This window comes from Rubritalea squalenifaciens DSM 18772, from assembly GCF_900141815.1.
In the GTDB taxonomy this organism is placed as follows: domain Bacteria; phylum Verrucomicrobiota; class Verrucomicrobiia; order Verrucomicrobiales; family Akkermansiaceae; genus Rubritalea; species Rubritalea squalenifaciens.
This window is the reverse complement of record NZ_FQYR01000002.1, coordinates 766,048-789,782: the sequence shown is the minus strand read 5'-3', so window position 1 is coordinate 789,782 and position 23,735 is coordinate 766,048. Positions and strand designations below refer to the sequence as shown.

17 protein-coding genes are annotated in these 23,735 nt (G+C 53.7%); 10 read left to right on the top strand and 7 right to left on the bottom strand.

Features of this window, described 5'->3' with window-relative positions:
* Positions 1-101: 101 nt before the first annotated feature.
* Positions 102-575: a dihydrofolate reductase gene (locus BUB27_RS03665; RefSeq protein ID WP_200797053.1), complete on the bottom strand. Its 474-nt coding sequence runs from the start codon at positions 573-575 to the stop codon at positions 102-104.
* Between the two features lie 175 nt (positions 576-750).
* Between BUB27_RS03665 and BUB27_RS03660 the strand changes: the two genes are divergently transcribed.
* The 4 genes from BUB27_RS03660 to BUB27_RS03645 all read left to right on the top strand — a co-directional run bounded on the left by BUB27_RS03660 (position 751) and on the right by BUB27_RS03645 (position 11,544).
* Positions 751-1,803 carry a PIN/TRAM domain-containing protein gene (locus BUB27_RS03660; protein ID WP_143158185.1) on the top strand — a complete coding sequence of 351 codons (1,053 nt, stop codon included), beginning with the start codon at positions 751-753 and terminating at the stop codon, positions 1,801-1,803.
* A 188-nt stretch (positions 1,804-1,991) separates the two neighbouring features.
* Positions 1,992-5,216, top strand: coding sequence for a carbamoyl-phosphate synthase large subunit (gene carB, locus BUB27_RS03655; RefSeq protein WP_143158184.1), 3,225 nt, complete (start codon positions 1,992-1,994; stop codon positions 5,214-5,216).
* Positions 5,217-5,363: 147 nt separating this feature from the next.
* Entirely contained in the window at positions 5,364-8,060 is a 2,697-nt protein-coding gene (locus tag BUB27_RS03650; protein WP_159434783.1) for a sialidase family protein, read from the top strand.
* A 253-nt stretch (positions 8,061-8,313) separates the two neighbouring features.
* Positions 8,314-11,544 (top strand): arylsulfatase, encoded by a 3,231-nt coding sequence (locus BUB27_RS03645; protein WP_143158182.1) that lies wholly within the window; start codon positions 8,314-8,316, stop codon positions 11,542-11,544.
* Here the strand turns inward: BUB27_RS03645 and BUB27_RS03640 are convergent.
* Positions 11,541-12,305, bottom strand: coding sequence for a hypothetical protein (locus BUB27_RS03640; RefSeq protein WP_143158181.1), 765 nt, complete (start codon positions 12,303-12,305; stop codon positions 11,541-11,543). The genes BUB27_RS03645 and BUB27_RS03640 overlap by 4 nt on opposite strands.
* A 124-nt stretch (positions 12,306-12,429) precedes the next feature.
* On the opposite strand from BUB27_RS03640, the gene BUB27_RS03635 reads away from it, so the two are divergent.
* The 4 genes from BUB27_RS03635 to BUB27_RS03620 all read left to right on the top strand — a co-directional run bounded on the left by BUB27_RS03635 (position 12,430) and on the right by BUB27_RS03620 (position 17,233).
* Complete coding sequence (locus BUB27_RS03635; protein ID WP_143158180.1) at positions 12,430-14,256, top strand: metallophosphoesterase; 1,827 nt, start codon at positions 12,430-12,432, stop codon at positions 14,254-14,256.
* Between the two features lie 155 nt (positions 14,257-14,411).
* Complete coding sequence (locus tag BUB27_RS03630) at positions 14,412-14,963, top strand: sigma-70 family RNA polymerase sigma factor (protein WP_143158179.1); 552 nt, start codon at positions 14,412-14,414, stop codon at positions 14,961-14,963.
* On the top strand, positions 14,960-16,453 hold the full coding sequence (locus BUB27_RS03625; protein WP_143158178.1) for a FecR domain-containing protein: 1,494 nt from the start codon (positions 14,960-14,962) through the stop codon (positions 16,451-16,453). The genes BUB27_RS03630 and BUB27_RS03625 overlap by 4 nt, the downstream gene beginning before the upstream one ends.
* Positions 16,454-16,558: 105 nt before the next feature.
* Positions 16,559-17,233: a PEP-CTERM sorting domain-containing protein gene (locus BUB27_RS03620; RefSeq protein WP_143158177.1), complete on the top strand. Its 675-nt coding sequence runs from the start codon at positions 16,559-16,561 to the stop codon at positions 17,231-17,233.
* Positions 17,234-17,238: 5 nt separating this feature from the next.
* Here BUB27_RS03620 and BUB27_RS03615 read toward each other — a convergent pair whose 3' ends face one another.
* From BUB27_RS03615 to aqpZ, 4 genes are all read right to left on the bottom strand, one after another.
* Positions 17,239-18,621, bottom strand: coding sequence for an ATP-binding protein (locus BUB27_RS03615; RefSeq protein WP_143158176.1), 1,383 nt, complete (start codon positions 18,619-18,621; stop codon positions 17,239-17,241).
* On the bottom strand, positions 18,618-19,283 hold the full coding sequence (locus BUB27_RS03610) for a response regulator transcription factor (protein WP_143158175.1): 666 nt from the start codon (positions 19,281-19,283) through the stop codon (positions 18,618-18,620). The genes BUB27_RS03615 and BUB27_RS03610 overlap by 4 nt, the downstream gene beginning before the upstream one ends.
* 94 nt (positions 19,284-19,377) lie before the next feature.
* Positions 19,378-19,719, bottom strand: a complete 342-nt coding sequence (locus tag BUB27_RS03605; RefSeq protein WP_143158174.1) for a PepSY-like domain-containing protein — start codon at positions 19,717-19,719, stop codon at positions 19,378-19,380.
* Between the two features lie 143 nt (positions 19,720-19,862).
* Entirely contained in the window at positions 19,863-20,555 is a 693-nt protein-coding gene (aqpZ, locus tag BUB27_RS03600; protein WP_343124694.1) for an aquaporin Z, read from the bottom strand.
* Between the two features lie 226 nt (positions 20,556-20,781).
* Between aqpZ and BUB27_RS03595 the strand changes: the two genes are divergently transcribed.
* Positions 20,782-21,312 (top strand): NlpC/P60 family protein, encoded by a 531-nt coding sequence (locus BUB27_RS03595; protein WP_143158172.1) that lies wholly within the window; start codon positions 20,782-20,784, stop codon positions 21,310-21,312.
* Between the two features lie 96 nt (positions 21,313-21,408).
* A complete protein-coding gene (locus BUB27_RS03590) occupies positions 21,409-22,452 on the top strand; it encodes a CAP domain-containing protein (protein WP_143158171.1) in 1,044 nt (347 codons plus the stop codon).
* Positions 22,453-22,495: 43 nt separating this feature from the next.
* On the opposite strand, the gene BUB27_RS03585 is transcribed toward BUB27_RS03590, so the two are convergent.
* The gene (locus BUB27_RS03585) at positions 22,496-23,677 is read right to left on the bottom strand and encodes a hypothetical protein (RefSeq protein WP_143158170.1); all 1,182 of its coding nucleotides are present in this window, start codon (positions 23,675-23,677) and stop codon (positions 22,496-22,498) included.
* Positions 23,678-23,735: the final 58 nt, after the last annotated feature.

The window sequence follows — 23,735 nt, the reverse complement described above, 5'->3', positions numbered from 1 at the left end:
ATGACTCGATCAGCACAGCTGCGTGCTGGGCCACCCCTCGTGTGCTCGCGATATGCATCGATCAGTTGACTATCCAAAGACTCCATGGTCGTACTTATTTCTTACTCTTTATAATAGCGGCGCAGTTCAAACGCCTCAAAGACCTGCTCGATGTCGTAGCCCACAAAGTAGCCTTCGAACTCCGGGAAATAGGTATCTCCCTCATAGTCTTCAAAGACACGGGAGACCAAGAGCTCGGACAAGTGCGGCAAAAAGGCCTCATAGATCTGAGCGCCACCGATGATGTACACCTCTGAAGCCATCAGCTCGAGCTGGTGAATATCCTCCGGCGCATGAATCACCTCGACTCCCTCGGCACTCCAACCCTTGTCCCGGGTAATCACGATGTTCTGCCTGTTCGGCAGGGGTCTGCCGATAGAATCATAAGTCTTGCGCCCCATCACAATGGGATGACCGCTGGTGGTCTTCTTAAAGAGCTTCAAATCCTCTGGGAGATGCCAAGGGAGATCATTCCCTTTACCAATCACCCGGTTTGAAGTCATGGCAACCATGCCAATCAGTTTGTTCGCAGACATGCCGCCAATTTGCCCACATCCAGACAAAAGCGAAAATAACAAAATATTTTTATTTGGCAGTTCGCCCCCTAACTCGCTGACGATAGGACGGCAGCAATTTTAACCATAAACATCTGTTCATACTTGCCTTCTCATTCTACTAATACAATGTTAGTACGTTCGTTCTACAGGCACAATGGCTAGACTACCTAACAAGACATCAGTCAACGTCACCCGCATGCTCTACCTTTTGGTATGCGAGCTGGCGGGTACGGCCATTGCCCTGCAAAGCTTCGGCCCGGAGCTCATGTGGATCGGCATCATCATCGGTCTCTCCGTGGGTGCCTTCTTCATCATGGTAGAGAGCCTGATGAAGCAATTCACCCTTCGTGGCTTCTCCACCGCGACCTTCGGCCTCGTCATTGGTCTCTTTTGCGCGTGGTTGCTGACCACGGTCAAAATCGCCAACCTCTTTGCCTCCACTTTCGACGAGTTGGTCAAACGCCCGGATGACTTCATCCTGACCTTTAACGTCACCCTCTACGCGACTCTTGGCTTCATCGGAACGGTACTCGCCCTACGCAGTAACCAAGACGATTTCGCCTTCATTATTCCCTACGTACGCTTCCGCCAGGAAGATCGCGCCGGACGCCCACTCTTGATCGATGGCGATGTCATCACCGATGGCCGCCTGCCAGCCCTCATGGAATCAGGCTTCCTGGAGAACAACCTCATCGTCCCTCGCTTTGTCTTGGACGAACTGCAGGTCATGTCCAACTCCCCATCACCTGGCCGCCGTCAGCGTGGCCAGCGGGGCTTGGATTGCTTGGAAGAACTGCAGAGTGACAAGCACATCCGCATCACCATCCACGATTCGGAGTCCAAAAACAGCGAAGAGACTCACGACTCCTTGCTTATGCAGATTAGCCGCCTGTTGAATGCCAAGCTGCTCACCACAGATGAAAATCTCACCAAGGTCGCCCGACTTCAAAACATCGATGTGCTTAACATCAATGATTTGAATGAAGCACTCAAACCGAAGGTCAGTGTCGGTGCCCAGCTACGCCTCGCCATCGTCCGTACGGGCAAGGAAGAGCACCAGGGCGTAGGCTACCTGCCTGATGGCACCATGATCGTGGTGAACAACGCCATTTCCAAGATGGGAACCACCCAGGACGTGACCGTCATCTCCACCCTGAATACCTCTGCCGGGGTCATGGTCTTCGCCGAGCTGAACGAAAACCTCTAACCGTTCCCAAACAGCTTTCTCCCGCACCACGCGGAACCTCTTGCTTTTCCTTAGATTCCAGTGCCCTACGGGCACTACTCACATGTTATTCACATTCCTGTAATTTTTTTCGTAAAGAAACACACAAGCAATCCTTTACAAACGCGCACCTAGTAGGCATACACCGACAAATTTACTGCAGACACTCCATGCCTAAGGACACTTCGATTAAGAAAATTCTCGTGATTGGCTCCGGCCCAATTGTTATCGGTCAAGGTTGTGAATTCGATTACTCAGGTGTTCAGGCCTGTAAGGCCCTGGCTGAAGAGGGTTACAAAGTCGTTCTCGTCAACTCCAACCCGGCCACCATCATGACCGACCCGGAGTTCGCCTTCCGCACCTACATCGAGCCGATCACTCCTGAAGTCGTCGAAAAGATCATCATCAACGAGGCTCCAGATGCCCTGCTCCCGACTCTCGGCGGCCAGACAGCGCTTAACACAGCCATGGAGCTCTTCAAGTCCGGCACCTTGGACAAGCACAACGTGCGCATGATCGGCGCCAATGCTGACGCGATCGACAAAGGTGAAGACCGCCTCCGCTTCAAGGAAGCCATGCTGAAGATCGGCCTCGATCTCCCTCAGTCAGGCGTCGCCCACACCATGGAAGAAGCTCACGTCATCCGCGAGGAAATCGGCTCCTTCCCACTGATCATCCGCCCAGCCTTCACCCTCGGTGGTACTGGCGGTGGTATCGCCTACAACATCGAGGAATTCGAAACCATCTGTAACCGCGGTATCGACCTCTCCCCAGTGAACGAGATTCTCGTAGAAGAATCCCTCCTCGGCTGGAAGGAATACGAAATGGAAGTCATGCGTGACTGCGCCGACAACTGCGTAGTGATCTGCTCCATTGAAAACTTTGACCCGATGGGCGTGCACACAGGTGACTCCATCACCGTAGCACCTGCGCAGACTCTCACTGACCGTGAGTACCAGATCATGCGTGACGCCTCCTTCGCCTGTATCCGTGAGATCGGCGTTGAGACCGGTGGTTCCAACATCCAGTTCTCTGTGAACCCGGAAGACGGCCGCTGCATCGTGATCGAGATGAACCCACGTGTATCCCGTTCTTCTGCTCTCGCTTCCAAAGCGACAGGCTTCCCGATCGCCAAGATCGCAGCCAAGCTCGCAGTCGGCTACACCCTGGACGAACTTTCCAACGACATCACCCGTGAGACCCCGGCCTCCTTCGAGCCGACCATCGACTACGTGGTGACCAAGCTCCCACGCTTCACTTTCGAAAAGTTCACCACAGCTGACCCAGTCCTCACCACTCAGATGAAGGCAGTCGGCGAGGCCATGTCTATCGGCCGCACCTTCAAGGAGTCCATGCAGAAGGCACTCCGCTCCCTCGAGACCGGCCGCTTCGGCTTCGGCTTCGACGGCAAAGGACCTAAAGAGCCAACCCGCGAGGAAATCGAACGTAAGCTTATCGTTCCTAACGCCGAGCGTATCTTCTGGCTGCAAGTCGCCTTCAAGAACGGCTGGACTGTGGAAGAAGTCTTCGAGGCGACAGCCATCGACCGCTGGTTCCTGGAGCATCTCAATATCATCGTCGATGAAGCCAAGAAAGTCGCTGAGACTCCAAACCTTCTCGAGGACGCCTACAGCCTGCGCCGCGCCAAGAAACTCGGTTTCTCTGACGTTCAGCTCGGCCACCTCCTCGACAAGGATCCGGACGACGTCCGTGCCGCCCGCAAGCAGCACGGCATCATCCCAACTTACCGCTTGGTAGACACCTGTGCGGCTGAGTTCGAGGCCTACACACCTTACTACTACTCCACCTACGGCGACGAAAACGAAGCGCGTGGCGGAGACAAGAAGCGCATCATGATCCTCGGCGGTGGCCCGAACCGTATCGGCCAAGGCATCGAGTTCGACTACTGCTGTGTGCACGCTTCCTTCGCACTCAAAGAGCTGGGTTACGAGACCATCATGGTGAACTCCAACCCTGAGACCGTGTCCACAGACTACGACACCTCAGACAAGCTCTACTTCGAGCCTCTCACCCTTGAGGACGTTCTCAACATCTGCGACCAGGAGAAGCCAGACGGCGTCATCGTCCAGTTCGGTGGCCAGACTCCGCTCAACCTCGCAGCAGACCTCGAGCGCCACGGCGTACCTGTTATCGGTACTTCACCAAAGTCCATCGAACTCGCAGAAGACCGCAAGTACTTCTCCGCACTGCTCGACCGCATCGGCCTCAAGCAGGCGGAAGCTGGCACAGCGGTCTCCGAAGATGAAGCATCTGCCATCGCGGACCGCATCGGCTTCCCGGTACTCGTCCGTCCATCCTTCGTTCTCGGTGGTCGCGGCATGATGATCGTCTACAATGACGAAGAACTCCGCCGCTACATCCGCGAAGCCGCAGACGTGACACCAAACCGCCCGATCCTCGTTGACCGCTTCCTCGAGGGAGCAGTTGAGGTGGACGTTGACTGTATCTCAGACGGCGAAACATCCGTGGTAGGTGCCATCATGCAGCACATCGAGGCGGCTGGTATCCACTCCGGTGACTCCGCCTGTGTGATCCCGGCTCCATCCCTCTCCGAGGACATCACCGCCCAGATCATCAAGGGTGCCAAGGACCTCGCTCGCGAGCTAGACGTCAAAGGCCTCATGAACATCCAGTTCGCGGTGAAGGACGAAGAACTCTACGTGATCGAAGTGAACCCACGTGCCTCCCGTACCGTGCCGTTCGTTTCCAAGTCCATCGGCATCCCACTCGCCAAGCTCGCCGCCAAAGTCATGGCCGGCAAGACCCTCAAGGAGCTCGGCTTCACCGAGGAAGTTCTTCCTGAGCACTACTGCGTGAAAGAAGCCGTCTTCCCATGGCCTAAGTTCCCAGGTATCGATATCGTGCTAGGCCCTGAGATGAAGTCCACTGGTGAAGTGATGGGTATCGACGCTGATCTCGGTCTCGCCTACGCCAAGGCTCAGATCTCCGCCTTCAACCCACTGCCAACCGAAGGAAACGTCTTCTTCTCCGTCAATGACCGTGACAAGCCTGAGTCTCTCGAGATCGCCCGCGAGCTCGTCGACCTCGGCTTCACCGTCTACTCCACTGGCGGCACCTACAAGTTCCTCAAGGCTGAGGGAGTACCAGTAGAGCGCCTCTACAAGCTCGCCGAGCAGAAGCGCCCGAACGTCATGGACATGATGAAGAACGGAAACATCTCCTTCGTCATCAATACCCCATCCGGCCACGAGGCACGCGAGGACGAAGTCACTATCCGCTCCGGCGCGGTTACCAACAAGGTCTCCCACTGCACCAACCTCGCAGCGGCCAAGGCCTCCGTTCAGGCCATCCGCTCACTCAAGGAGAAGGAATTCACCGTGACTCCTATCCAGAAGTACCACGGCTTGATCTAAGCATCAGAACCAACACTTTCCCTCAAAGGCGGCAGATCATTCTGCCGCCTTTTTTATGGTCTGGCAGTAAAACCAGACCAGTAGATACCACCATGCATTTTGGGCATTCCTGCGTTTATGTGTAAAATAGGATCACTTTACACACGCATGTCTCTCATACACAACATCACTACATTCACTGGACTCATCCTGCTGTCAGCCGAGTTCGCTACGGCCCAAAGCAGCCCTCCCGGAACCCCGGTAGCCTGGTACAAGTCCGACCAAGGCCTGGTTACCGACGGCACGAATGTCACCAGCTGGGAAGACCAGATCGGCAGCAAGCACCTGGATCGCGTCATCGGCACACCGACCTTCCTCACCCAATCCACGGCCAGCTCAGAAGCTCCCGTGCTCAGATTTGATGGCAACGACTCTCTATGGATTGCCAGCAGCTCCCTCAGCTACACTGGCGACCGCACCATTGTCGTCTATGCCCGCATCAATGACACCAATGACGGTTTCCTTTTTGACGGTTCCAGTAATGCCGGCCTGAGCCGCGCCCAGATCCGCAGCAACCAGTGGCAGGCTGGCATCCAGCCCAGCGGGAACGGTGACAGCGCAGACACCGTCACAGGCTCCGTGACGACTGGCCAATGGCAGACTCACACCTTTGTCTTCAACCAATGGTGGAACTCGGGAAACACAAGCAATGACCACACTGTCTACCACTACATCAATGGAACACTAGAGCATCAGTACGACACGGAAACAAACACAGGCCTGGCCGGACTCATTCTTGCTGGCAATGTAGCGGGTCAACGAAACCTCAACACAGACATCGCTGAAGTCATCGTCTACGATAGCGCGTTGACAAGCACTCAAGCGTCCGACGCTCACTCCTACCTGTCCACCAAGTGGGGACAACCCTCGGACGTGCCAATGTCACTCGCCAGTGCGGATACCATCCAGAACAGCCAGATGGTCCTCACCACCCAGGCAGCCACCTATCCACTCGTTGCTTTGGAGCTCAATACTACGGGCACCCTCTCCCCCTTTAACCTCACATCCATCCAGTTTGACCTGGCTGGAACAACCGATCTGCAAAACATCTCCGCAGTCAAAATTTTCACAGGATCAAACCCAGACTTCAGCGGAACTGCGGATGCGGTGATCACCAGCGGTTTGGATTCCACCCTGTCTGTGGATCTGAGCCACACCCTGAGTGAAGGCACCAATGCCATCTGGGTAGCCGTACAAACCCAGACTCCACTCAGCACGGGTAATCTCATCGACGGCCGCATCCTCGGCTACACCATCACAGGCCCTCAAGCGGGCAGCTACAGCCCAGTAAACACAGATCCCGATGGAGCCCTCACTGTAGGCTCAGGAGTCTATGCCCATGTTCTCCGCAAAGGTGGGGATGATGGCTCCAGCAGCTACCGCATCCCCGCCTTGGTCACCACCAATGCCGGCACCCTGATTGCAGGCTTCGACGTGCGCTGGAATCACTCTGGCGACCTTCCCGCCAATGTGGACACCGCCATCATGCGCTCCACCGATGGAGGAATCACCTGGGGCCCCATGCAAATCATCATGGACTTCGATGCCAACGAACCCGGCAGCTCAGGCAATGGTGTCGGCGACCCAGCTTTACTGGTAGACAGAGTGACCGGCCGCATCTGGTGTGCCGCGCTCTGGTCATTCGGCAACAACGGCTGGGCAGGCTCAGGCCCTGGCCTCTCCGCCGAAGACACCGGACAGTACATGCTCAACTATTCTGATGACGACGGCCTCACCTGGTCCACTCCACAGTCGATCACGGCCTCCATCAAGGACTCATCCTGGAATCTCTACTTCCAAGGTCCAGGTAAAGGCATCTGCACACGCGATGGAGTACTGGTTTTCCCCTCACAGTATCGTGACTCAAGCGGCGTACCGCGCTCCAACTTCATCTACTCCACGGACCAGGGGACTACCTGGCACACAGCGGCTCCCACCATCCCTTCCGGCTCTCCCTGGACGACCGAAGCTCAGATCGTCGAACTGGACAGTGGCGACCTCCTCATCTCCATGCGTAACCACGACGGACGCAAAGAGCGCCTCTGGTGCACCTATTCCTGGGATCATGAGACCGAGACTATTGCCGACGGCTCATGGGGAACTCCCTGGTTCGACCAGAACTGCCCCACAGTCATGGCAAGCGTACAGCGCCACAGCTCTACCCTGGATGGCCACCCCTACTCCGTTATTTTGTTCTCCAACCCGGACAATCCCTCGGCACGCAGCAAGATGACCATCCGCGCCTCAATCAACGAAGGCCAGAGCTGGGACTACTCACGCAAGATCGATGACCGCCCGGCAGCTTATTCCTGCATGACCACACTCCCTAATGGGGACATCGGCATCCTCTATGAAACTGGGGATTCATCTTCCATCGCCACACTCACCTTCATGCGCTTCCCACTCTCATGGCTGGTCGGCGACACGGATTCAGACGAAGACGGGATACCTGATTTCTACGAAGACACAAACGTCCTGGATAAAAACAACGCCGCAGATGCCACTGAAGACGCTGACCAGGATGGCCAGAACAACCACGCGGAATACCTCGCCTCCACCAATGCCCAGGATGCCAGCTCACAGCTCGCGATGAAGCAGCTCAACAAGACCGATTCAGGCCTTCAGCTCCAATGGAAGTCTGTACCAAACAAGATCTACACCCTCGAGTATTCATCTAGCCTGCAGCAGGGATCCTGGCTCCCCGTACCCGGCATGGAAAACATCAGATCCAACTCAGTACTCAGCAGCCTGGAGATTCCACAAGGCAACACCCCGCAAGGATTCTACCGAATCCGGGCCAACTAATTCACAGAAATACTGAAAAGCTCTGTTCACATTTCAGCACTTCTCATCCTCAGACTACTAGAGCCACCGTTTGCAAGACTCTAGTCGAACAGAGGATCCTTACTCTTAGACGGCAGCTCGTTCTGCCGTCTTTTTTTCGCAAAAAACTGCGGGATTCCATGAGTTAATTCATTTTACCTAGGCGAATTACACTCCTATAGAATAAAAGACACACTCACAAACTCCTCTTCACACAGCCCATACCACACTCAACATGAAACCTTCCTCACTCGCATTCTCCACGAGCATGCTCAGCTTGATCGTATTCGCGACCACGGAGTCATTCGCAGCCTCCACCTGGACCAATGCCGGAGGAAATGGGGATTTTTATACCGAGGCGAACTGGGACAGCGATCCAAACACCGCAGGCACCCAAGCTCCCGCCAATGGCTCGATCGATGCAGGAAGCTCAATCACGGAGAATCTCATCATCTCAGCTAGCAGCATCACAGGTGTCAGCTCCGCTCCCATCCTGGATGGCTCCAGCCTAGATCTACTCAATGGTGCCAGCCTCACCATGAGCAATGGAACTGGCATCGGCAGCACCACCACAGCAAGCTCTCCAGTCACTCTGGATGGAAGTACCATGCACGCGATGTTCCTCGCCCGCATCAACTTGCAGATTACCGGCTACTCCACACTCACTCTCGATGGCCCGGGTAATCCGGTGAATAGCTCCACCATCAACTTCCTTACCCCCACAGATGCCACCCTGCGCTTTACGGGTGAATCCATTAGCAATGTACGCTCAGAGCACCTTTCAAAGATCACCTTGGACGGTCAGTCAGTCACGGAGGGGGTCGACGTAGAAATCATAGACCTCTCCGGAGTCACCACGGTTCGCTTGCTGAATACGGACACCGATAACGACAACCTCCCCGATTCCTGGGAGATTCAATACTTCGGAGATTTGAGTCGCGATGGCACGGGAGACTTCGATAACGATAACCTAACAGACTCAGAAGAATACAATCTCGGAACTCGACCAGACTTAACAGATACTGATGGTGACACTCTGGAAGACGGAGACGAGCATCTTGCAGGTTTGGACCCCAACAAGAAGGACACCGATGGCGACCTCTTCGATGACAACGTAGAGACGGATACCGGATTTTTCCTCTCTGCATCCAATACAGGAACTGACCCTTTAAACAAAGATACCGACGGTGACCGCATTCCCGACGGAGTAGAGTATGCTCGGGGATTCAACCCTCTGGATTCCAGCAACTACCCTCAAATGCCGAATATCATTCTCATCCTGGCAGACGATCTTGGCTATGGTGAGCTCGGCAGCTATGGGCAGCAAAAGATTCTCACGCCACGCTTGGACCAGATGGCCGCGCAGGGAATGCGCTTTACCCAGTTCTACTGCGGCAGTGCCGTTTGCGCTCCCACACGCGCCATGCTGCTGACGGGAAAACACTCCGGCCAAGCTCCGATCAGAAACAACGGGGAAGTAGGAAACGGCTACCAGACTCCTCTCCCAGCCGGCAGCACCACCATCGCCACTATGCTGAAACAAGCAGGCTACGCCACTTCCTGCATTGGCAAATGGGGACTCGGTGGCCCCGGCACGACAGGTGAACCGAAGCAGCAAGGCTTCGACCACTTCTTTGGTTATCTCGGCCAAGTTCAGGCCCATCATTACTACCCTTCTTACCAGTGGAGAAATGATGAAAAGGTCATCCTCAGTCAAACCTTGGCTAGCCAGCTAGGAACCACTGTCGATGTCACCGGAGCCAACAACAGCACAGGCTTTGATAACCTGTCCCTGAGTCTCGCTAACAAGAACAACGATGGTAACGTGCACTCGCACGACTTACAGACCAAGGAAGCCATGGACTGGATCACAGCCCACCAGAGCGAACCCTTCTTCATGTACCTCGCCTACCCTATTCCGCACGTCTCCGTTCAGGCTCCTGCCCATATTGATGATCTCACGGATGCTGACGGCATCGTCTTCACCAATGACCGCAATGGGAAAGGTGGCCGCACCTGTGTCGATGAATTCTATCCTGTCGACACCAATACAGGCCTCCGCCCCTTTGGCGCCCCGATCTATCACAACGGCAGCGGCCATTACACCTACACGGACGACAAGCGCCATGAATACGCAGCCATGATCTCCGCCATGGACCGTGACATTGGCCGCATTGTCGACCTACTGGAATCACTCAACCTCGATGACAATACGCTGATCATCTTCACTTCTGACAACGGAGCCACCTTCCTAGGCGAAGTAGACCGCACCTACTTCGACTCCATGGGGGGACTGCGTGGTGCCAAAGGCAATCTTTATGAGGGGGGCGTTCGTGAACCTTTCATCGCCTGGTGGCCAGGAAAAATCCCTGCCGGCCAAGTCAGTGAACTCGTCGGCCATCATGACGACCTCATGGCCACCTTCGCGGAAGCCACTGGCACCACTCATGCCCCAGACACCACAGGCCGCTCGATTCTTCCCACCCTGCTCGGCAACAGCGCCGAGCAAAGCCCACGTGAAACCTTCTACTGGGAATTCAGTAACAGCTCTAACTGGACACGTACTCTCCGCAAAGGCGACTGGAAACTTCATCGGGTTACAAACAAAAGTACCGGGGCAAGATCCTATGAACTCTATGACCTTTCCACTGACATCACCGAGTCTAACAACGTAGTTAATACCAACCCCAGCATCAAAGATGAACTAGAACGGCTGATGGATGCAGAGCACTCCCCAGCACCTATCAGCACCTTCTTCCGCCCTACGGATGAATTCCAGACACACTCCGGGGTCACGGTCAGTTTCGACACGCTTGGCTTTAGCCTCAGTGGCACAGGCCAAGTCATCACCCCGTTAACTGAAGACATCAGCGGCCCTGCATCCTTTGACCTCACTACCAGTAGAGGCGGAGGATTCGCCTTCGGATCTGGAGACAACTTCGCCAACATGGTTCAAGTTTCTACTACCAGCAACCTGTTCACGCTGACCTACAATGGCCAGAGCACCTCTGCCGCCTACCCTTCCGGAGACCCAAGCACGGTGAGCATCAAGCTTACTTGGAACCCTGAGACCAGCACGGTCACTGCCGACTTCAATGGCACCCAGCTTCAGCTCGTCCTCTCCACTCCACCAGCCTTGATCGACTACATCGCCTACTCGGTCAACGGAGGAAGCAGTAGTTTCAATTCCGCCACGATCTCCCTACCCTTGCCCGCCTTTGAGCTCACCCATATCACCCCCCAGATTTCTGGTGATCAACTGATGCTTCACTACCATAGAAATCAGAGCGGCAGCTACGTCTACGAATTCTCAGACACACTTGCTTCAAATAGCTGGACCACCCTCTCCCCACTGCGCGAACAGCCCGTAAATCTCTTCGGTAACCAACAGTCGGTTATGAGCTCTTTCATCATCAGAGAGGATAAGCCCAAGCGCTTTTACCGCGTGCGCCACGTCACCCCCTAGTTTGACCTCTTACCCCAAGCCTCTTTGAGATAGGCGCAGATTTCCGGATCATAGTCTAACAATTCCTGGTACACGTATGGGTAGAAATCATTGTAGCCATAATAGGCTTCCACCGCCTCTGCAAAGTACTCCTTGTGATTACTCGCAGCGTAATGCGCTTTCACCTTTCCTCCGCCAATCTTGCGGGCCTCCTGGTATTTGCCACTTTTCAACGCACTCTCATAGAGCGCGATGATTTTCGGATGATCGAACCCTAACACCTGATCATGGTAAGCATGGGCCAGCTCATGGAGAAGCATACACGGTTGATTGATCGTCCACTTGAGAAACTTCCCAGGGTCATTCAGCTCCACAGACTTCTCCTTCTCGGGTCGGTAGCCATTCTTGATCAGCCATTGTTTGTTCGGATGGTAGCATGCACAGCTCGCCACCTCCTGCTTGAGATCAAAGAAAATTTTCACCTTCTGCATCTCCTTCACCACCTCTTTCGGCAAGCGCCTCTTGATCTCGAATAACTGGCCATCCAGCACACGTCGGCAATCAGCCCAGCGGGCATCTTTCACCAGATCGTGATCTACCCACACATTCCACCCTTGGATCTCCTTCAGGCTATAATCCCCCTCTAGTACGGCCGCCAACTCCCCCCCTTGATCCATTCTTTTCCCCTCTTCAGCTTCCGCCGATATGGGTTGCAGAAAGAACATGGCAGTCATCAACACCGTGACCATCTTGTACCGATCCACTAAGTCAGACTTCATCATGCCTTACTGTACGGAATTTCGCTCAGGATTCATACAAATTGCGCATCTGGCACATTCCATAACCCCATAGCATTATGATCATTTAGATAGGAAGTGCAGAGAGTAGTACGTAGTAGACCTCACTATGAAACGACTCTGCTTCATCTATCTCACCAGCGTACTCACCGCTTGGGCTCACAATGCCCCCTCGCCTTTGATGCACTGGGACTGCCAGAAGAAGTTCCTCAAGGACGGGGAACTGGTAGCCCAGAAAGGCTTCAATCTGAAAATCAATTCCCCGCTTCCTGAGCAGAAGGTCGCCGGCATTCCCTCACTTGGCAATCCTGGTAAAGAAGCCTGGATCGCCAGCCAGAAAGTCTCCAAGCTACAGATGCCAGAGCTGGCGCTCACCGTCTCCTCCTGGATCTCCGTGGACAAAGCGATCCCTACTGGCGGTATCGTTGGTTATTTCCAAGACAACGGGAACAGTGAGTCCGGCTGGGTGCTTGGCTATGACAAGGAACATTTCTCCATCGGTCTCGCATCCGCCGGCAATCAGCGCATGACCTACCTGCAGGGGAAAACCAAATACCAGACAGGCAAACTCTACCACGTCGCAGCCACCTATGACGGTAGCGAACTACGCCTTTACGTGAACGGCAAACTGGATGCATCCAGCAAGGATCAGACCGGGGCCATCCGCTACCCTGACCAAGCCCGTCTGGCCCTAGCCGGCTACGTGGATAGCAATGAGAACTTCCCTCACACTGGCACAATCAGAGAAGTCTACATCTACGACCTCTGCGCCACGGATGAAGGCATTGCCCACGAGTTCGATCACGGCAAGAGCATGACAAAGGAAAGCCTCAAACCAACTCTAGCCTTCGAGCACGAAGCTCCTCCCTTCCTGCAAATGGCCACCCAGAACTCCATCGGGGTCAACTGGGCGACCACCCTACCCTCCACCGGCACTCTGTTCTGGGGAGAAACGGCGGAATGCAAAAACACCATCCCGGTGACTGAGTTGGATAAATTCCACCACATGACCATCACCGGCCTACAGCCAGATACCCAGTACTTCTACCGGACAGAATCCATCAGCCAGTCAGGCAATGTCCTCAAGACTAATGTCAGCACCTTCGAAACCGCGCCGGAAGCTGACTCTCCGATCGCCTTTGCCATCATCTCAGATACCCAGGGAAATCCCAAAGTAGCCCATAAAATGGCGACATACGCCTGGGCCCAGCGCCCGGACTTCTTGGTGATTCCGGGAGACTTGACCAGCACAGGTACCGACCACACACACTGGACCGAGCACTTTTTCCCCTCCATGGATGTCTTGATCAAGCGTGTTCCCATGTACCCCGTGCTCGGCAACCACGAGCGTAATGCTCACTGGTACTACGACTACATGAATCTGCCGGATCCTGAGTACTACTACACCTTCCACTACGGCCCCGCCCAGTTCTTCATGATTGATTCCAACAAGAAATGCACCCCTGGCTCCGAGCAGTACGAATGGCTGGAAAAAGAGCTCAAAAAATCTCAGGCCAAGTGGAAAATGATCGTCCACCATCATCCCGTCTACAGCTCGGATGCCAATGACTACGGAGATCTCTGGAAGACCAATAAATCCAGCCGCGGCGACATGAACGTCAGGGCCATGAGCAAACTCTACGACCAATACGGAGTCGACGTTGTCTTTAACGGCCACATCCACAGCTACGAGCGCACCTGGCAGGTCAAGGAAGGCAAAGTCGTCCAGAGAGGCGGCATCCAGTACTTCGTCACCGGTGGTGGCGGCGGTCCACTGGAAGAGGCTGGCCCTAGCCGCCCGAAGTTCCAGAACACCGTCAAAAAAGGGCACCATTACGCCATGGTGCGCATCAATGGCGATGTCTTCGAGTTCCAGGCCTACGATGAACAAGGCAAGCTCTTCGATTCACTGCGCTACACACGTCAGCAGAAATAGGTAGATTTCAGCATTATTGCATCACCCTCACAAAAAGCTCACTCCTTATCTGGAGTGAGCTTTCTTCTTGGTACCTACCAAGCCAAGGCTATGTTAAGCTTACGACAATCGGTTGGTCAGCATTGCCCCGAGTTGGGAATATAGCAGTTACAGGCATGAGCCCTCTGAACCCAAAACACCCTGAAAGAGAAATCATCGACTCCCGGACACTGGTCCAAGAGTTCGAGTCTCTACGCCCAAAGCTCAGGGGCTACATCCTATCCATCTTACCCCACCCCAGCGCCATCGATGACATCATGCAGGAAACCATGATTCTTCTCTGGGAAAAACGTGCGGATTACACTCAAGGCACAAATTTCAAAGCCTGGGCCTTCAAAGTCGCCTATTTCAAAACTCTCAGCTACCGCAGGGATCTCCAGCGCAACAAGGTAGTCACTCTCTCAGAAGATTTGCTTCACCGGATTGCCGGTGCCGCTGAGGAGCAGACTGAGGAGTATGACGGTCGATTCCTGGCACTCCAAGATTGCCTGGATTCCCTAGCCCCCAAGGACCAACAACTTCTCAAGGCCACCTACGTGGACAAGCAATCACTGACAGATCAGGCCCGGCAGCTGGATGTCCCGCCCAACCGCCTGCAAAAAGCTGTCTCCAGGACACGCATGGCCCTTCGTAGCTGTATCCAACGCAAACTTTCTCAAACACCATGAGTGCACCTTCACCAGAATTAAGAAATCTCATCGATCTTCTACTCATAGAAGAGCCGCTTACCCGTGAGCAAATGGCTCATTTGGAAGACCTCCTGGAAGATGACCAGAACTTGGCCTACTACGTAGAGACCATGCAGCAGGAAGCCATGCTTCCCGAGGGCCTCAGCATGACCACTGCCGCACCTCAAGCAGTCAAGCCAAGCAAGCATCTCCGCATTTCCGCCATCGCCGCTCTGGCTGCCTGCCTGACTTTCTTCATCGGACTTTACATCGGTTTACAGCAAGACGGCTCTCCTGACATCAGTCAGACAAGCGCGCCAGCCCCCACATATCAGCCTGAGGATCTAGCGAAGCCCGCCATGGCCCGCATTACCGGACTCGTGGGAGTGCGATGGGATAATGAGACCAGTAACAACCTGCTAGCCACACAGGGAGAAGCCGAGCAGCTGACCATCAAGTCAGGCCTGATGGAAATCACTTATGCCAGCGGCGTCAAACTCACCATCGAGGGCCCTGCCAAGTATGCCGTCACCTCCGCCACCTCAGGCCACCTCACCCAGGGCAAACTAGTAGCCTCCGTGCCCAAAGGCGCTGAGGGATTTCAGATCGACTACGCCAAGGGCAAAATCGTCGATTTAGGCACGGAGTTCGCCCTGAACCTCCAGCCCAATAAGGCTCCGGAGATCGGAGTCTTTGACGGTGAAATTGAAGTGCACACCAAAAATAACACCAAGCCAGTCTCACTCTACGAGAATCAGGCTGTCCGCCAAGAACCAGGTTCAGAGCAAGAGGAGTTCACTGCCATCCCCTTCAACCGGGACGCTTATGTGCGTAAACTCCCCTCAAGGGATTTCGCTTGGGAGATGCACTCCCCGAATGCTAAAGAAAAGGTATTTGATGTCTCCCACCTGGTTTGGAAAGCGGCCTCCTATCGAGCCATCTTCAAATGGATCAATGGCCATGATGGGGTTTCCGTGCGCAATGTAGAGCTACGCCTTGATGGCAAACTCATCGCCAGCGACAACCACTTGGGACATTGTGGCGCCCTCAGGACAGCCAGAGACAGCATCTTCGCTCTCGATATCGATGAAGATCGATTTCAGAACGGCAAATGGACCCTGCATGCCTGGATAGAAGCCCTACCACGCAAACCAGGTGGCGCTACAGGCCCATACTTCAGCAGTGGCATCCTCCAGTTTGAAGAAGGACTCGTCAGCGAAGCCCTTGCTGAAGACTTCACCGGCAAATGGTCTTACCGTCACCTAGGACGGAACTATATAAGGCATTTCAAGCCAGACGGCACCATCATGCTCTACTCAAACGGAGTACACCTGAAAGGGAGCTTCCGTGACAGTACTTGGTCTGTATCCAATGGCATTCTGCGCGTCAACATGCCTCACGACAATGCCTATGAGGATCATGTTCTGCGTGACAAAGAGACGCTTATTTTCGTGAACCAGCCCTACGAAAACGCCAAGAAAATTCCTTAAGCCACAAAATCTTAAAAAAATCGGTCAGCATTTCATCTCGAGGGAAATTAGAGAGTAAGCACTTACCATGGAGGTATGGGCTCTCTACTCAACAACCCTTAAACAATGAATAAAACTGTTTTTACAACACTCGCTGTACTCTCAAGTATCAACCTCAGTACCTATGCTGCCACGATAGTCGTCGATAACGCCGATTTTTCCTCACTCGTAGACGCAGGAACCGCGACATCCTGGGCAGAGGTCGAAGCAGGAGGCGGTTCCATCTACTATGATCCTTCGGAAGCAAGCGCTCCGGACTTCCGTGCCTACATCATGTCTTCCGGCTCATCATCAGATCCGGATTTTAAGGCGATCATTCAGAACCTCAGCACCTTCAATGGCGGTCTCAATGCCAGCACTTACACCAACTACACAATCAGTTTTGATGCAGGTTTCCGCGATGACCTAGGTCAGACAGGTACAGTCAACATGCGTGTAGCCTTGGTCGACCTGGGCGCCGATGGCATCTACCAATCCTCTGATTCTATCCTAGACAGTGCCACCTTCACTCGCTCCGGCGACGGAACTCCAATGGACATGTCTGCTGAAGTGGCCAACCTGACCATCGCGAGTGCCTCCACTAATGACATTGGTCTGGTCTTCCTCAACGAAAACACAGGCACCACTTTCCAGCAAACAGCCACAATCGATAACATCTCTGTAGTGGCTGTACCGGAGCCTACTTCATCCGCCATGTTCGGACTCGCTGGCCTGGCACTCATTCTGCGCCGCCGCCGATAATCCCCTCACTGAAGCTGAATCCCGCTCACGGTGATCTCTACTTCTGGCAGCTTGCCTCCAATGGTGAGCTGCCACCCCATTACCTCGCAGTACTTCTTCACGAGGTTCAAGCCCAAGCCTAGGTGCTCACCACCTGACCTCGCTGCATCTTTTCGCCAGAACGGTTCTGTAAGAAACTCTCTATCACCTTCTTCTAACAGTGAACATTGGTTGCTCACCACGATAGAGGCTCCATCATTATCTAGCTGAGACCATACCCGTACAGCCGTCCCTTCGTCTGCATAGCTCAAGGCATTATTGATCAAGTTATCCATCACACGGGAGAGAAGCCCCTCATCAGCGAGAATTTGTGCATTCGCTCCATCCAGTTCCAATGCTATTTGCGTGTCAGGATAACCCTCCGCATTTTCCTCTATGCGCTTCTGCAGGAATTCTACCAGATGGATTGACTTTTCCTTCAGACTCAGCTCTTCAGACCTTCCTCCCATCAGTGTGAGCAAGGTCACTAGCAGGCTTTCCATTTTCTGAACGACTTCATCTCCATCCTGGAACATCTGCTTCAGGTTGCCTTCGGCCATACTGTCCCCGACTTGGAGGATAGCCTTGAGCTCAGCCAGAGGAGTTCTCAACTCATGCGCGGCACTGGCAGAAAACCGCCGTTCACGGGCAAACGCAGTTTCGATCCTTTCTAACAAGTCATTTAACTTTTCTCCCACTGGCCTAAGTTCTTCCGGAAGCTGAGCAAGCTCTACCCGATAGCTTAGGTCGGTCACATCCACCTCACTGACCTCATGAGCCAGATCATTCACGGGAGAAACCCCGCTCCGCACACTCCACCAACAGGCCGCCACGGCAAGCACGACCAGCACACTTCCACACAGGATACTACCCAGCATGATAGAACTTAGGATCTCCTGAATCTCCTGCGTGCTCCGGTAGACGACAAGGGACCACTTCGGCTCATCTACACCAGCTTTACGTGGTAAAAACTGGATCTTCAGGATTCGAACCTCCCCTTGCAGTGCCCGGCGTTTTTCCGCCAAATCAATGAATCTGCTGTCAGCATAAGGCGATTGGGTGACGACTTCACCCTTGGCATTGAGGAAAATATAGCCATTGCCTTGGTCATCCTGCTCGTAGGCTGGCAGCTGGAAATCATCCGTCTCGATATCGATCTCCCTATGCTGGACGCCATTCTTATCTGTCCATCGTTCTATCTCGATCAAGAGCGAGAGAGCCTGTGCATCCTCGGCTAGCTGCCTCTCCAGCTTGTTGTAAAGTACCCCACGCACATAGGAATACAGGCCACCAGCAAACATGAAGACCAAGAGAGTCAACAAGAGAGCCTGAGTCACGAGCAAGTGCTTACTGATGGACCTTATCTTCATTCAATGCAGTATCCTAATCCCCTGCGGGTCTGAATCATCTGTCCCGCGCCGCCTTCTTGCAACTTTTTACGCAACAAGCTGATGGTCGAATTCACGACATTACTCATCAGGTCAGCATTCTCATCATAAACATTCTCCTCGATTTCGCTTCGTGTCACCACCTCACCCCGGCGGCGCAGCAAATATTCCAGCACGAGATACTCCCTGCCGGTCAAGTGAAGCTCTTGCCCATGTACTGACACTTTTTTGGCCGTCAAATCCATCTCCAGTTCACCAATCCGAATGACTGGAGATTTCTTTCCACAGGCTCTTCTGGCCAGAGCCTCCACCCTGGCCATGAGTTCCTCCAGGTCGAAAGGCTTGATCAAGTAGTCATCCGCTCCAGCACGTAAGCCTGCCACTTTGTCTGACACTGCATCCTTGGCCGTCAGAAGAAGAACATGAGTATCATCGTCCGCCTTCCGAATCCTTCTGAGCACCTCAAGCCCATCTATTTTGGGCATCATGATATCAAGCAGGATCACATCATAGCGATGTGACTCAATGTACCATAAACCGTCTTCACCATCAGCCGCACAATCCACTGCGTAGCCCTGATTCTTCAGCGCCATAGACAAGTAATTCCTCAAATGCTTTGAGTCCTCTACCAGCAGTATTCTCATTTCTCACCAAACTACACTACCGGACACCATAGGGAAACATCCTATGCGCGTCCGGCAGCTGAACTCATGTTTTTACACACTCAATGATGATCAATTAATCATCATCTCCTTCTTCCTCATCGTCCTCATCATCGTCGTCATCTTCATGCTCTTTCTCGATTTTCAGGATCTTTCCTGCTGCTGAAACTTCAATCTCCAGCTCCACCTCTTTTCCCTCTTCCTCGATTTCGAGTTCCACTTCATAGATCTTACCCTCTTTAGTTGTGATCTCTTCCGCTTCTTCAATCTCCGCTTTCGGATACTTGGCCTTGATCGCATCCACTACGGCCTTGGGCAGATCTTTAACGGCGATCTCCTTCTCGTTCTTGTCGTCATCGGCATGCAGCGCACTGCACACTCCAAGACTGGCGATGGCTAATAACAGTAGTTTTTTCATTTTGTCGGATTGTTGCTTTTCACACACCACTTCTCGCGGTGATTAAAAGACCAATACCAAGTCAGAGATTACGTTATCGTTATGCTCTGATTTTTAGAAACATGCTTGCCGAGCCCGCACTAACTAGCGCACAGAAGTCAGCCTCAGCAATTGTCATCGCCTACCACTTTATAGAGAACCGCGCCAAGCGCACCACCTACAAGTGGAGCTACCCAAAACAGCCAGACCTGAGCCAAGTATCCTCCACCTGCAAACACCGCTACCGCCAGACTACGGGCAGGATTTACCGATGTATTGGAGACGGGGATACTGATCAAATGAATCAAGGTAAGGCACAAGCCAATCGCGATGGGAGCCAGTCCAGCCGGTGCTCTCTCATCCGTAGCCCCCATGATCACATAGATGAAGCCAGCGGTCAGCACCACCTCGGTCACCAGCACAGCGGTCATGCTATATTTCCCGGGTGACAAATCCCCGTAGCCATTCGAAGCAAATCCAGCACTCACATCAAACCCGGCAGTCCCTGAGGCAATCACATACAAAACCCCGGCCCCCGCGATACCCCCAACCACCTGCGCCAGGATATAAGGGATCAAGTCTTTCGAGGGCATCCGCCCACCCACACACAGTCCCAACGATACCGCCGGGTTCAAATGACAACCGGATATATGCCCGATCGCAAAGGCCATCGTCAGCACGGTCAGACCAAAGGCCAGAGCCACTCCAAGTAGACCTATCCCAACATCCGGAAAGGCCGAAGCGATCACTGCACTTCCACAACCGCCAAGCACCAACCAAAAGGTTCCGAAAACTTCGGCCAACAATTTTTTCTGCAACGTTACCATTGTTCTTACGGGGGGTTAAAAACCAGATCCACGACACAGTGGTATCTAGCAATAAATCTATTAGCATATTTCCACCTCTCAGACACTCCTCCTCTACCTCTGCGTTTCCAAGCTCCCCCTGAAATCCCTACAACTCGTAGGGATCCCCCGCTTCCTACGGTCATCTTATCCCTTTACCTAAACAATCAAGTATGATTAAATAATATGCATGAAATGCATGCTTTGGGTCCGAATCTCCGTTGCCATGGCCGCATTGGCGTCATTGCTCAGCCTCAGCTCCTGCTCTTCCCAGATGAAGGCAGAGGGCAAGCATCTCAAACACAGCTTCATCTACGGCAAGACAGCCTACATTGGCCCCGATGGCAAAGCCCAGGCTCCCCCAAGTGCTCCAAAGTCAGTCCACAAAATGGTGGCCGCAGCGAATGATCTGATCGATAAACCCTACAAATATGGCGGAGGACACCGCAGCTTTTATGATAATGGCTACGATTGCTCAGGAGCCGTTTCCTACGTCCTCTACAAAGGAGGCAAACTAGACTCCCCTCTCGTTTCTCAGCAGTTTTTCGACTACGGGAACAAAGGATACGGAGACTATGTCACCACCTACATCCGTGACGGCCACGTCTTTCTGGAAATCTGCGGCCTCCGTTTTGACACAGGAGGCACCTGGAATTCCACAGGCCCACGCTGGAAGCCCGAGCGTCGCGGTCTCAGCGGCTATTATGTGAGACATCCGAGAGGTTTGTAACCTCGGATCCACTTTGAGCGAAGATAGAGAAACCGCCTAAGAAATGGCGGGCCTGTTGCGTTGTATCCGCAACCTAAGCTCAATCACATTGCACTCATGAAATATCTTCACCTTATCGCATTCGTGCTGCTTGGCGGCATGGCTCATGCCGGTACAGTTCGCGATATTACCAACGAATTCGGCAAAACCATCAAGGTCGAACTCATCACCAAGACAGATCTCACCGTCACCTTCAAACTCCCGGGCAGCTCCAAAACCTACACCGTGGATCGCGCTTCACTCAGTCAGTCTGATCAGGACTTCCTACAGGATTGGGAACCTGAGGCTGCAGCCGTAGAAACACCAAAAGAAGAAGCTGAAGTCGCCCCATCAAGCAGACTTTACCCTAAATCCAAAGAAGAGATCCGCTCCACCGTCCGTGAAATTCTCGGCAGAAAAGCCACGAATGGAGCCAGAAAGGAGCAGGATGCTGTCAACCTCCTCAATGTCTACCGCTACCTCTGCGGAGTCCCCTACAACGTGACTCAAGACAGCCAGCTCAACAGCCATTCCGAGGCCGCAGCGAAAATCTGTAAGGAGAAAGGACAACTTTCCCACGACTTCGGTCACTACACCGACAAGTGCAACCTCTTCTCAGGAGGAGATATGGTGCACTCTGTGGAGGCCTACATTGATGATTCCGGTGACAACAACCGTGAGCGCCGAGGCCACCGCCGCTGGTGTCTGAACCCGGGCATGGAGAAGACCGGCTTCGGCACTGGAGGCAGCGCCTACTCCGCCATGTGGTCCATGGACGGAGCATTCCGTAAAACCCGACATAAGCGCTGGAGCTATCCAGGCGAGGGCTTCTACCCGCGTGAGTACATGCACGGCACAGGCTGGTCACTCTACCTCGATGAAGCTGCTCCTGAGAAAGACCGCCTAACCATCACCATTCACAAACTCAGGAAGCGCCCGGAGAAGCCAATCTCCTTCAGCCAGGAACCGGATGGTAAAGACATCGGGGTTCGCTACATCTACACCTACAATAACACCATCAACTTCGAACCTGCCGACTTCTCCGCTGGCGACCGCGGCATCTACTGCGTCACCGTCAAAGGCGGAGGCGTGCGTGAGCGCTACATTGTAGAGTTCTTCTAATTCTGGATTCTTTTCGTGACCCGTGCCGCTCAGGCGGCACGGTCTATTTGAAGTCAATCGTCACACCACTCTGGGCGTAGTACTTGGCGAAGGACTTCTCTAGCTCCTCAAAGCTGCGACCGTTCAGCAGCGCCTTCAGCGCCTCTTGCTCAGACCCACCACGCTGGAGCGTCTTGATATAGCTCTTGATCCTGGCCGCATCTCCATTGCCGTCCTCGTGATAGAAGTAATAGGTCAGTAGAAGTGCTGCCCCGTAGTTCAGATTCGCATTTGGTCCTGCAAACTGGCCGTATGGCATGGTCATGAAGCGGCTCAGTTTCGGCATGCTAAAGCGGCGCCCCAGCATCCTTCCATACTCCCCGGGCTTCAGCTTGTCATCTGTCACCAGATCAATGACCTTCGGCTTGCTGTTGTAGACATGGAAGACAGCATGATTATAGGGAGTCGAGGAAACATACTCCGCACTTCCTTCCAAGAACCAGGGAGCAAAAGATGTCCCTGCCATCAGCTGGTGTGTCAGCTCATGACTGATCGTGCTGTTATCCTTCCCCTTCTCATAGATCCATCTGGTACCCTGCTTCCTGACCCCCAGACTCTGCAGCGGAATCAGACAAATCCCTTTGGAAGGTATAAAAACACCTGCAGCCCTAGGGTGCCCACCGGCTCTCACGTAGAGCTGCATGGACTCAAACAGGTAGATTGGGAATTTATGGCCTTTCACCTCGTAGCGGGCGGCCACGTTAATGGGTAGAGCCATGTTGTAGCGGTGCGTCGTCTCAAAAAGCACCGAGAAGCGCTGCACCACCTTGGAGTCGAGTTTGGCATCACAGATGAACTGGTAGTTTTCTGTCTCAAAGACGTATTTGCCGTTCTTGGAGAGATCGTGCCTTACCTTCAGCGGAGGATTTGCCGGCCCATAGACCGTCTTCGGCCAGGACTTTGAAAAAGCGGAGTCCGGAGACTTGATCCACGAAGCATACTTCAGCGTGCCCCCTTGCGCTCTTACCCAGCTACTCACCTGCTTCTTACTTCGATCTGTAAGGGCATCAAGTGAGACCGTATAGCTAGCCCCTCCATTCGTCTTGAATATCAGTTGAGAATCCCTCACTTGCCTGAATGCGCAATCGTAGCGCTGCCCTGACTTCAATTCCAATTGGACCGTCGCTTCCGCCGCACTCGCCAGAAGACAGCAGCACAACACACTCTGTAAGATCAGCAATCTCATTGCGCGAGGTTAAAAGCCTACACACCTCAGTGCCAGATTTTTGGCACAAAAAAAGCCG

Excerpts from the sequence above, each read along its gene's own strand:
- BUB27_RS03620 (WP_143158177.1), top strand. The coding sequence starts at position 16,559 with ATGAATAAAACTGTTTTTACAACACTCGCTGTACTCTCAAGTATCAAC.
- BUB27_RS03645 (WP_143158182.1), top strand. The coding sequence starts at position 8,314 with ATGAAACCTTCCTCACTCGCATTCTCCACGAGCATGCTCAGCTTGATC.
- BUB27_RS03660 (WP_143158185.1), top strand. The coding sequence starts at position 751 with ATGGCTAGACTACCTAACAAGACATCAGTCAACGTCACCCGCATGCTC.
- BUB27_RS03640 (WP_143158181.1), bottom strand. The coding sequence starts at position 12,305 with ATGATGAAGTCTGACTTAGTGGATCGGTACAAGATGGTCACGGTGTTG.
- carB (WP_143158184.1), top strand. The coding sequence starts at position 1,992 with ATGCCTAAGGACACTTCGATTAAGAAAATTCTCGTGATTGGCTCCGGC.
- BUB27_RS03635 (WP_143158180.1), top strand. The coding sequence starts at position 12,430 with ATGAAACGACTCTGCTTCATCTATCTCACCAGCGTACTCACCGCTTGG.
- BUB27_RS03605 (WP_143158174.1), bottom strand. The coding sequence starts at position 19,719 with ATGAAAAAACTACTGTTATTAGCCATCGCCAGTCTTGGAGTGTGCAGT.
- BUB27_RS03595 (WP_143158172.1), top strand. The coding sequence starts at position 20,782 with ATGCTTTGGGTCCGAATCTCCGTTGCCATGGCCGCATTGGCGTCATTG.
- BUB27_RS03665 (WP_200797053.1), bottom strand. The coding sequence starts at position 575 with ATGTCTGCGAACAAACTGATTGGCATGGTTGCCATGACTTCAAACCGG.
- BUB27_RS03585 (WP_143158170.1), bottom strand. The coding sequence starts at position 23,677 with ATGAGATTGCTGATCTTACAGAGTGTGTTGTGCTGCTGTCTTCTGGCG.
- BUB27_RS03610 (WP_143158175.1), bottom strand. The coding sequence starts at position 19,283 with ATGAGAATACTGCTGGTAGAGGACTCAAAGCATTTGAGGAATTACTTG.
- BUB27_RS03650 (WP_159434783.1), top strand. The coding sequence starts at position 5,364 with ATGTCTCTCATACACAACATCACTACATTCACTGGACTCATCCTGCTG.
- BUB27_RS03590 (WP_143158171.1), top strand. The coding sequence starts at position 21,409 with ATGAAATATCTTCACCTTATCGCATTCGTGCTGCTTGGCGGCATGGCT.
- BUB27_RS03625 (WP_143158178.1), top strand. The coding sequence starts at position 14,960 with ATGAGTGCACCTTCACCAGAATTAAGAAATCTCATCGATCTTCTACTC.
- BUB27_RS03615 (WP_143158176.1), bottom strand. The coding sequence starts at position 18,621 with ATGAAGATAAGGTCCATCAGTAAGCACTTGCTCGTGACTCAGGCTCTC.
- BUB27_RS03630 (WP_143158179.1), top strand. The coding sequence starts at position 14,412 with ATGAGCCCTCTGAACCCAAAACACCCTGAAAGAGAAATCATCGACTCC.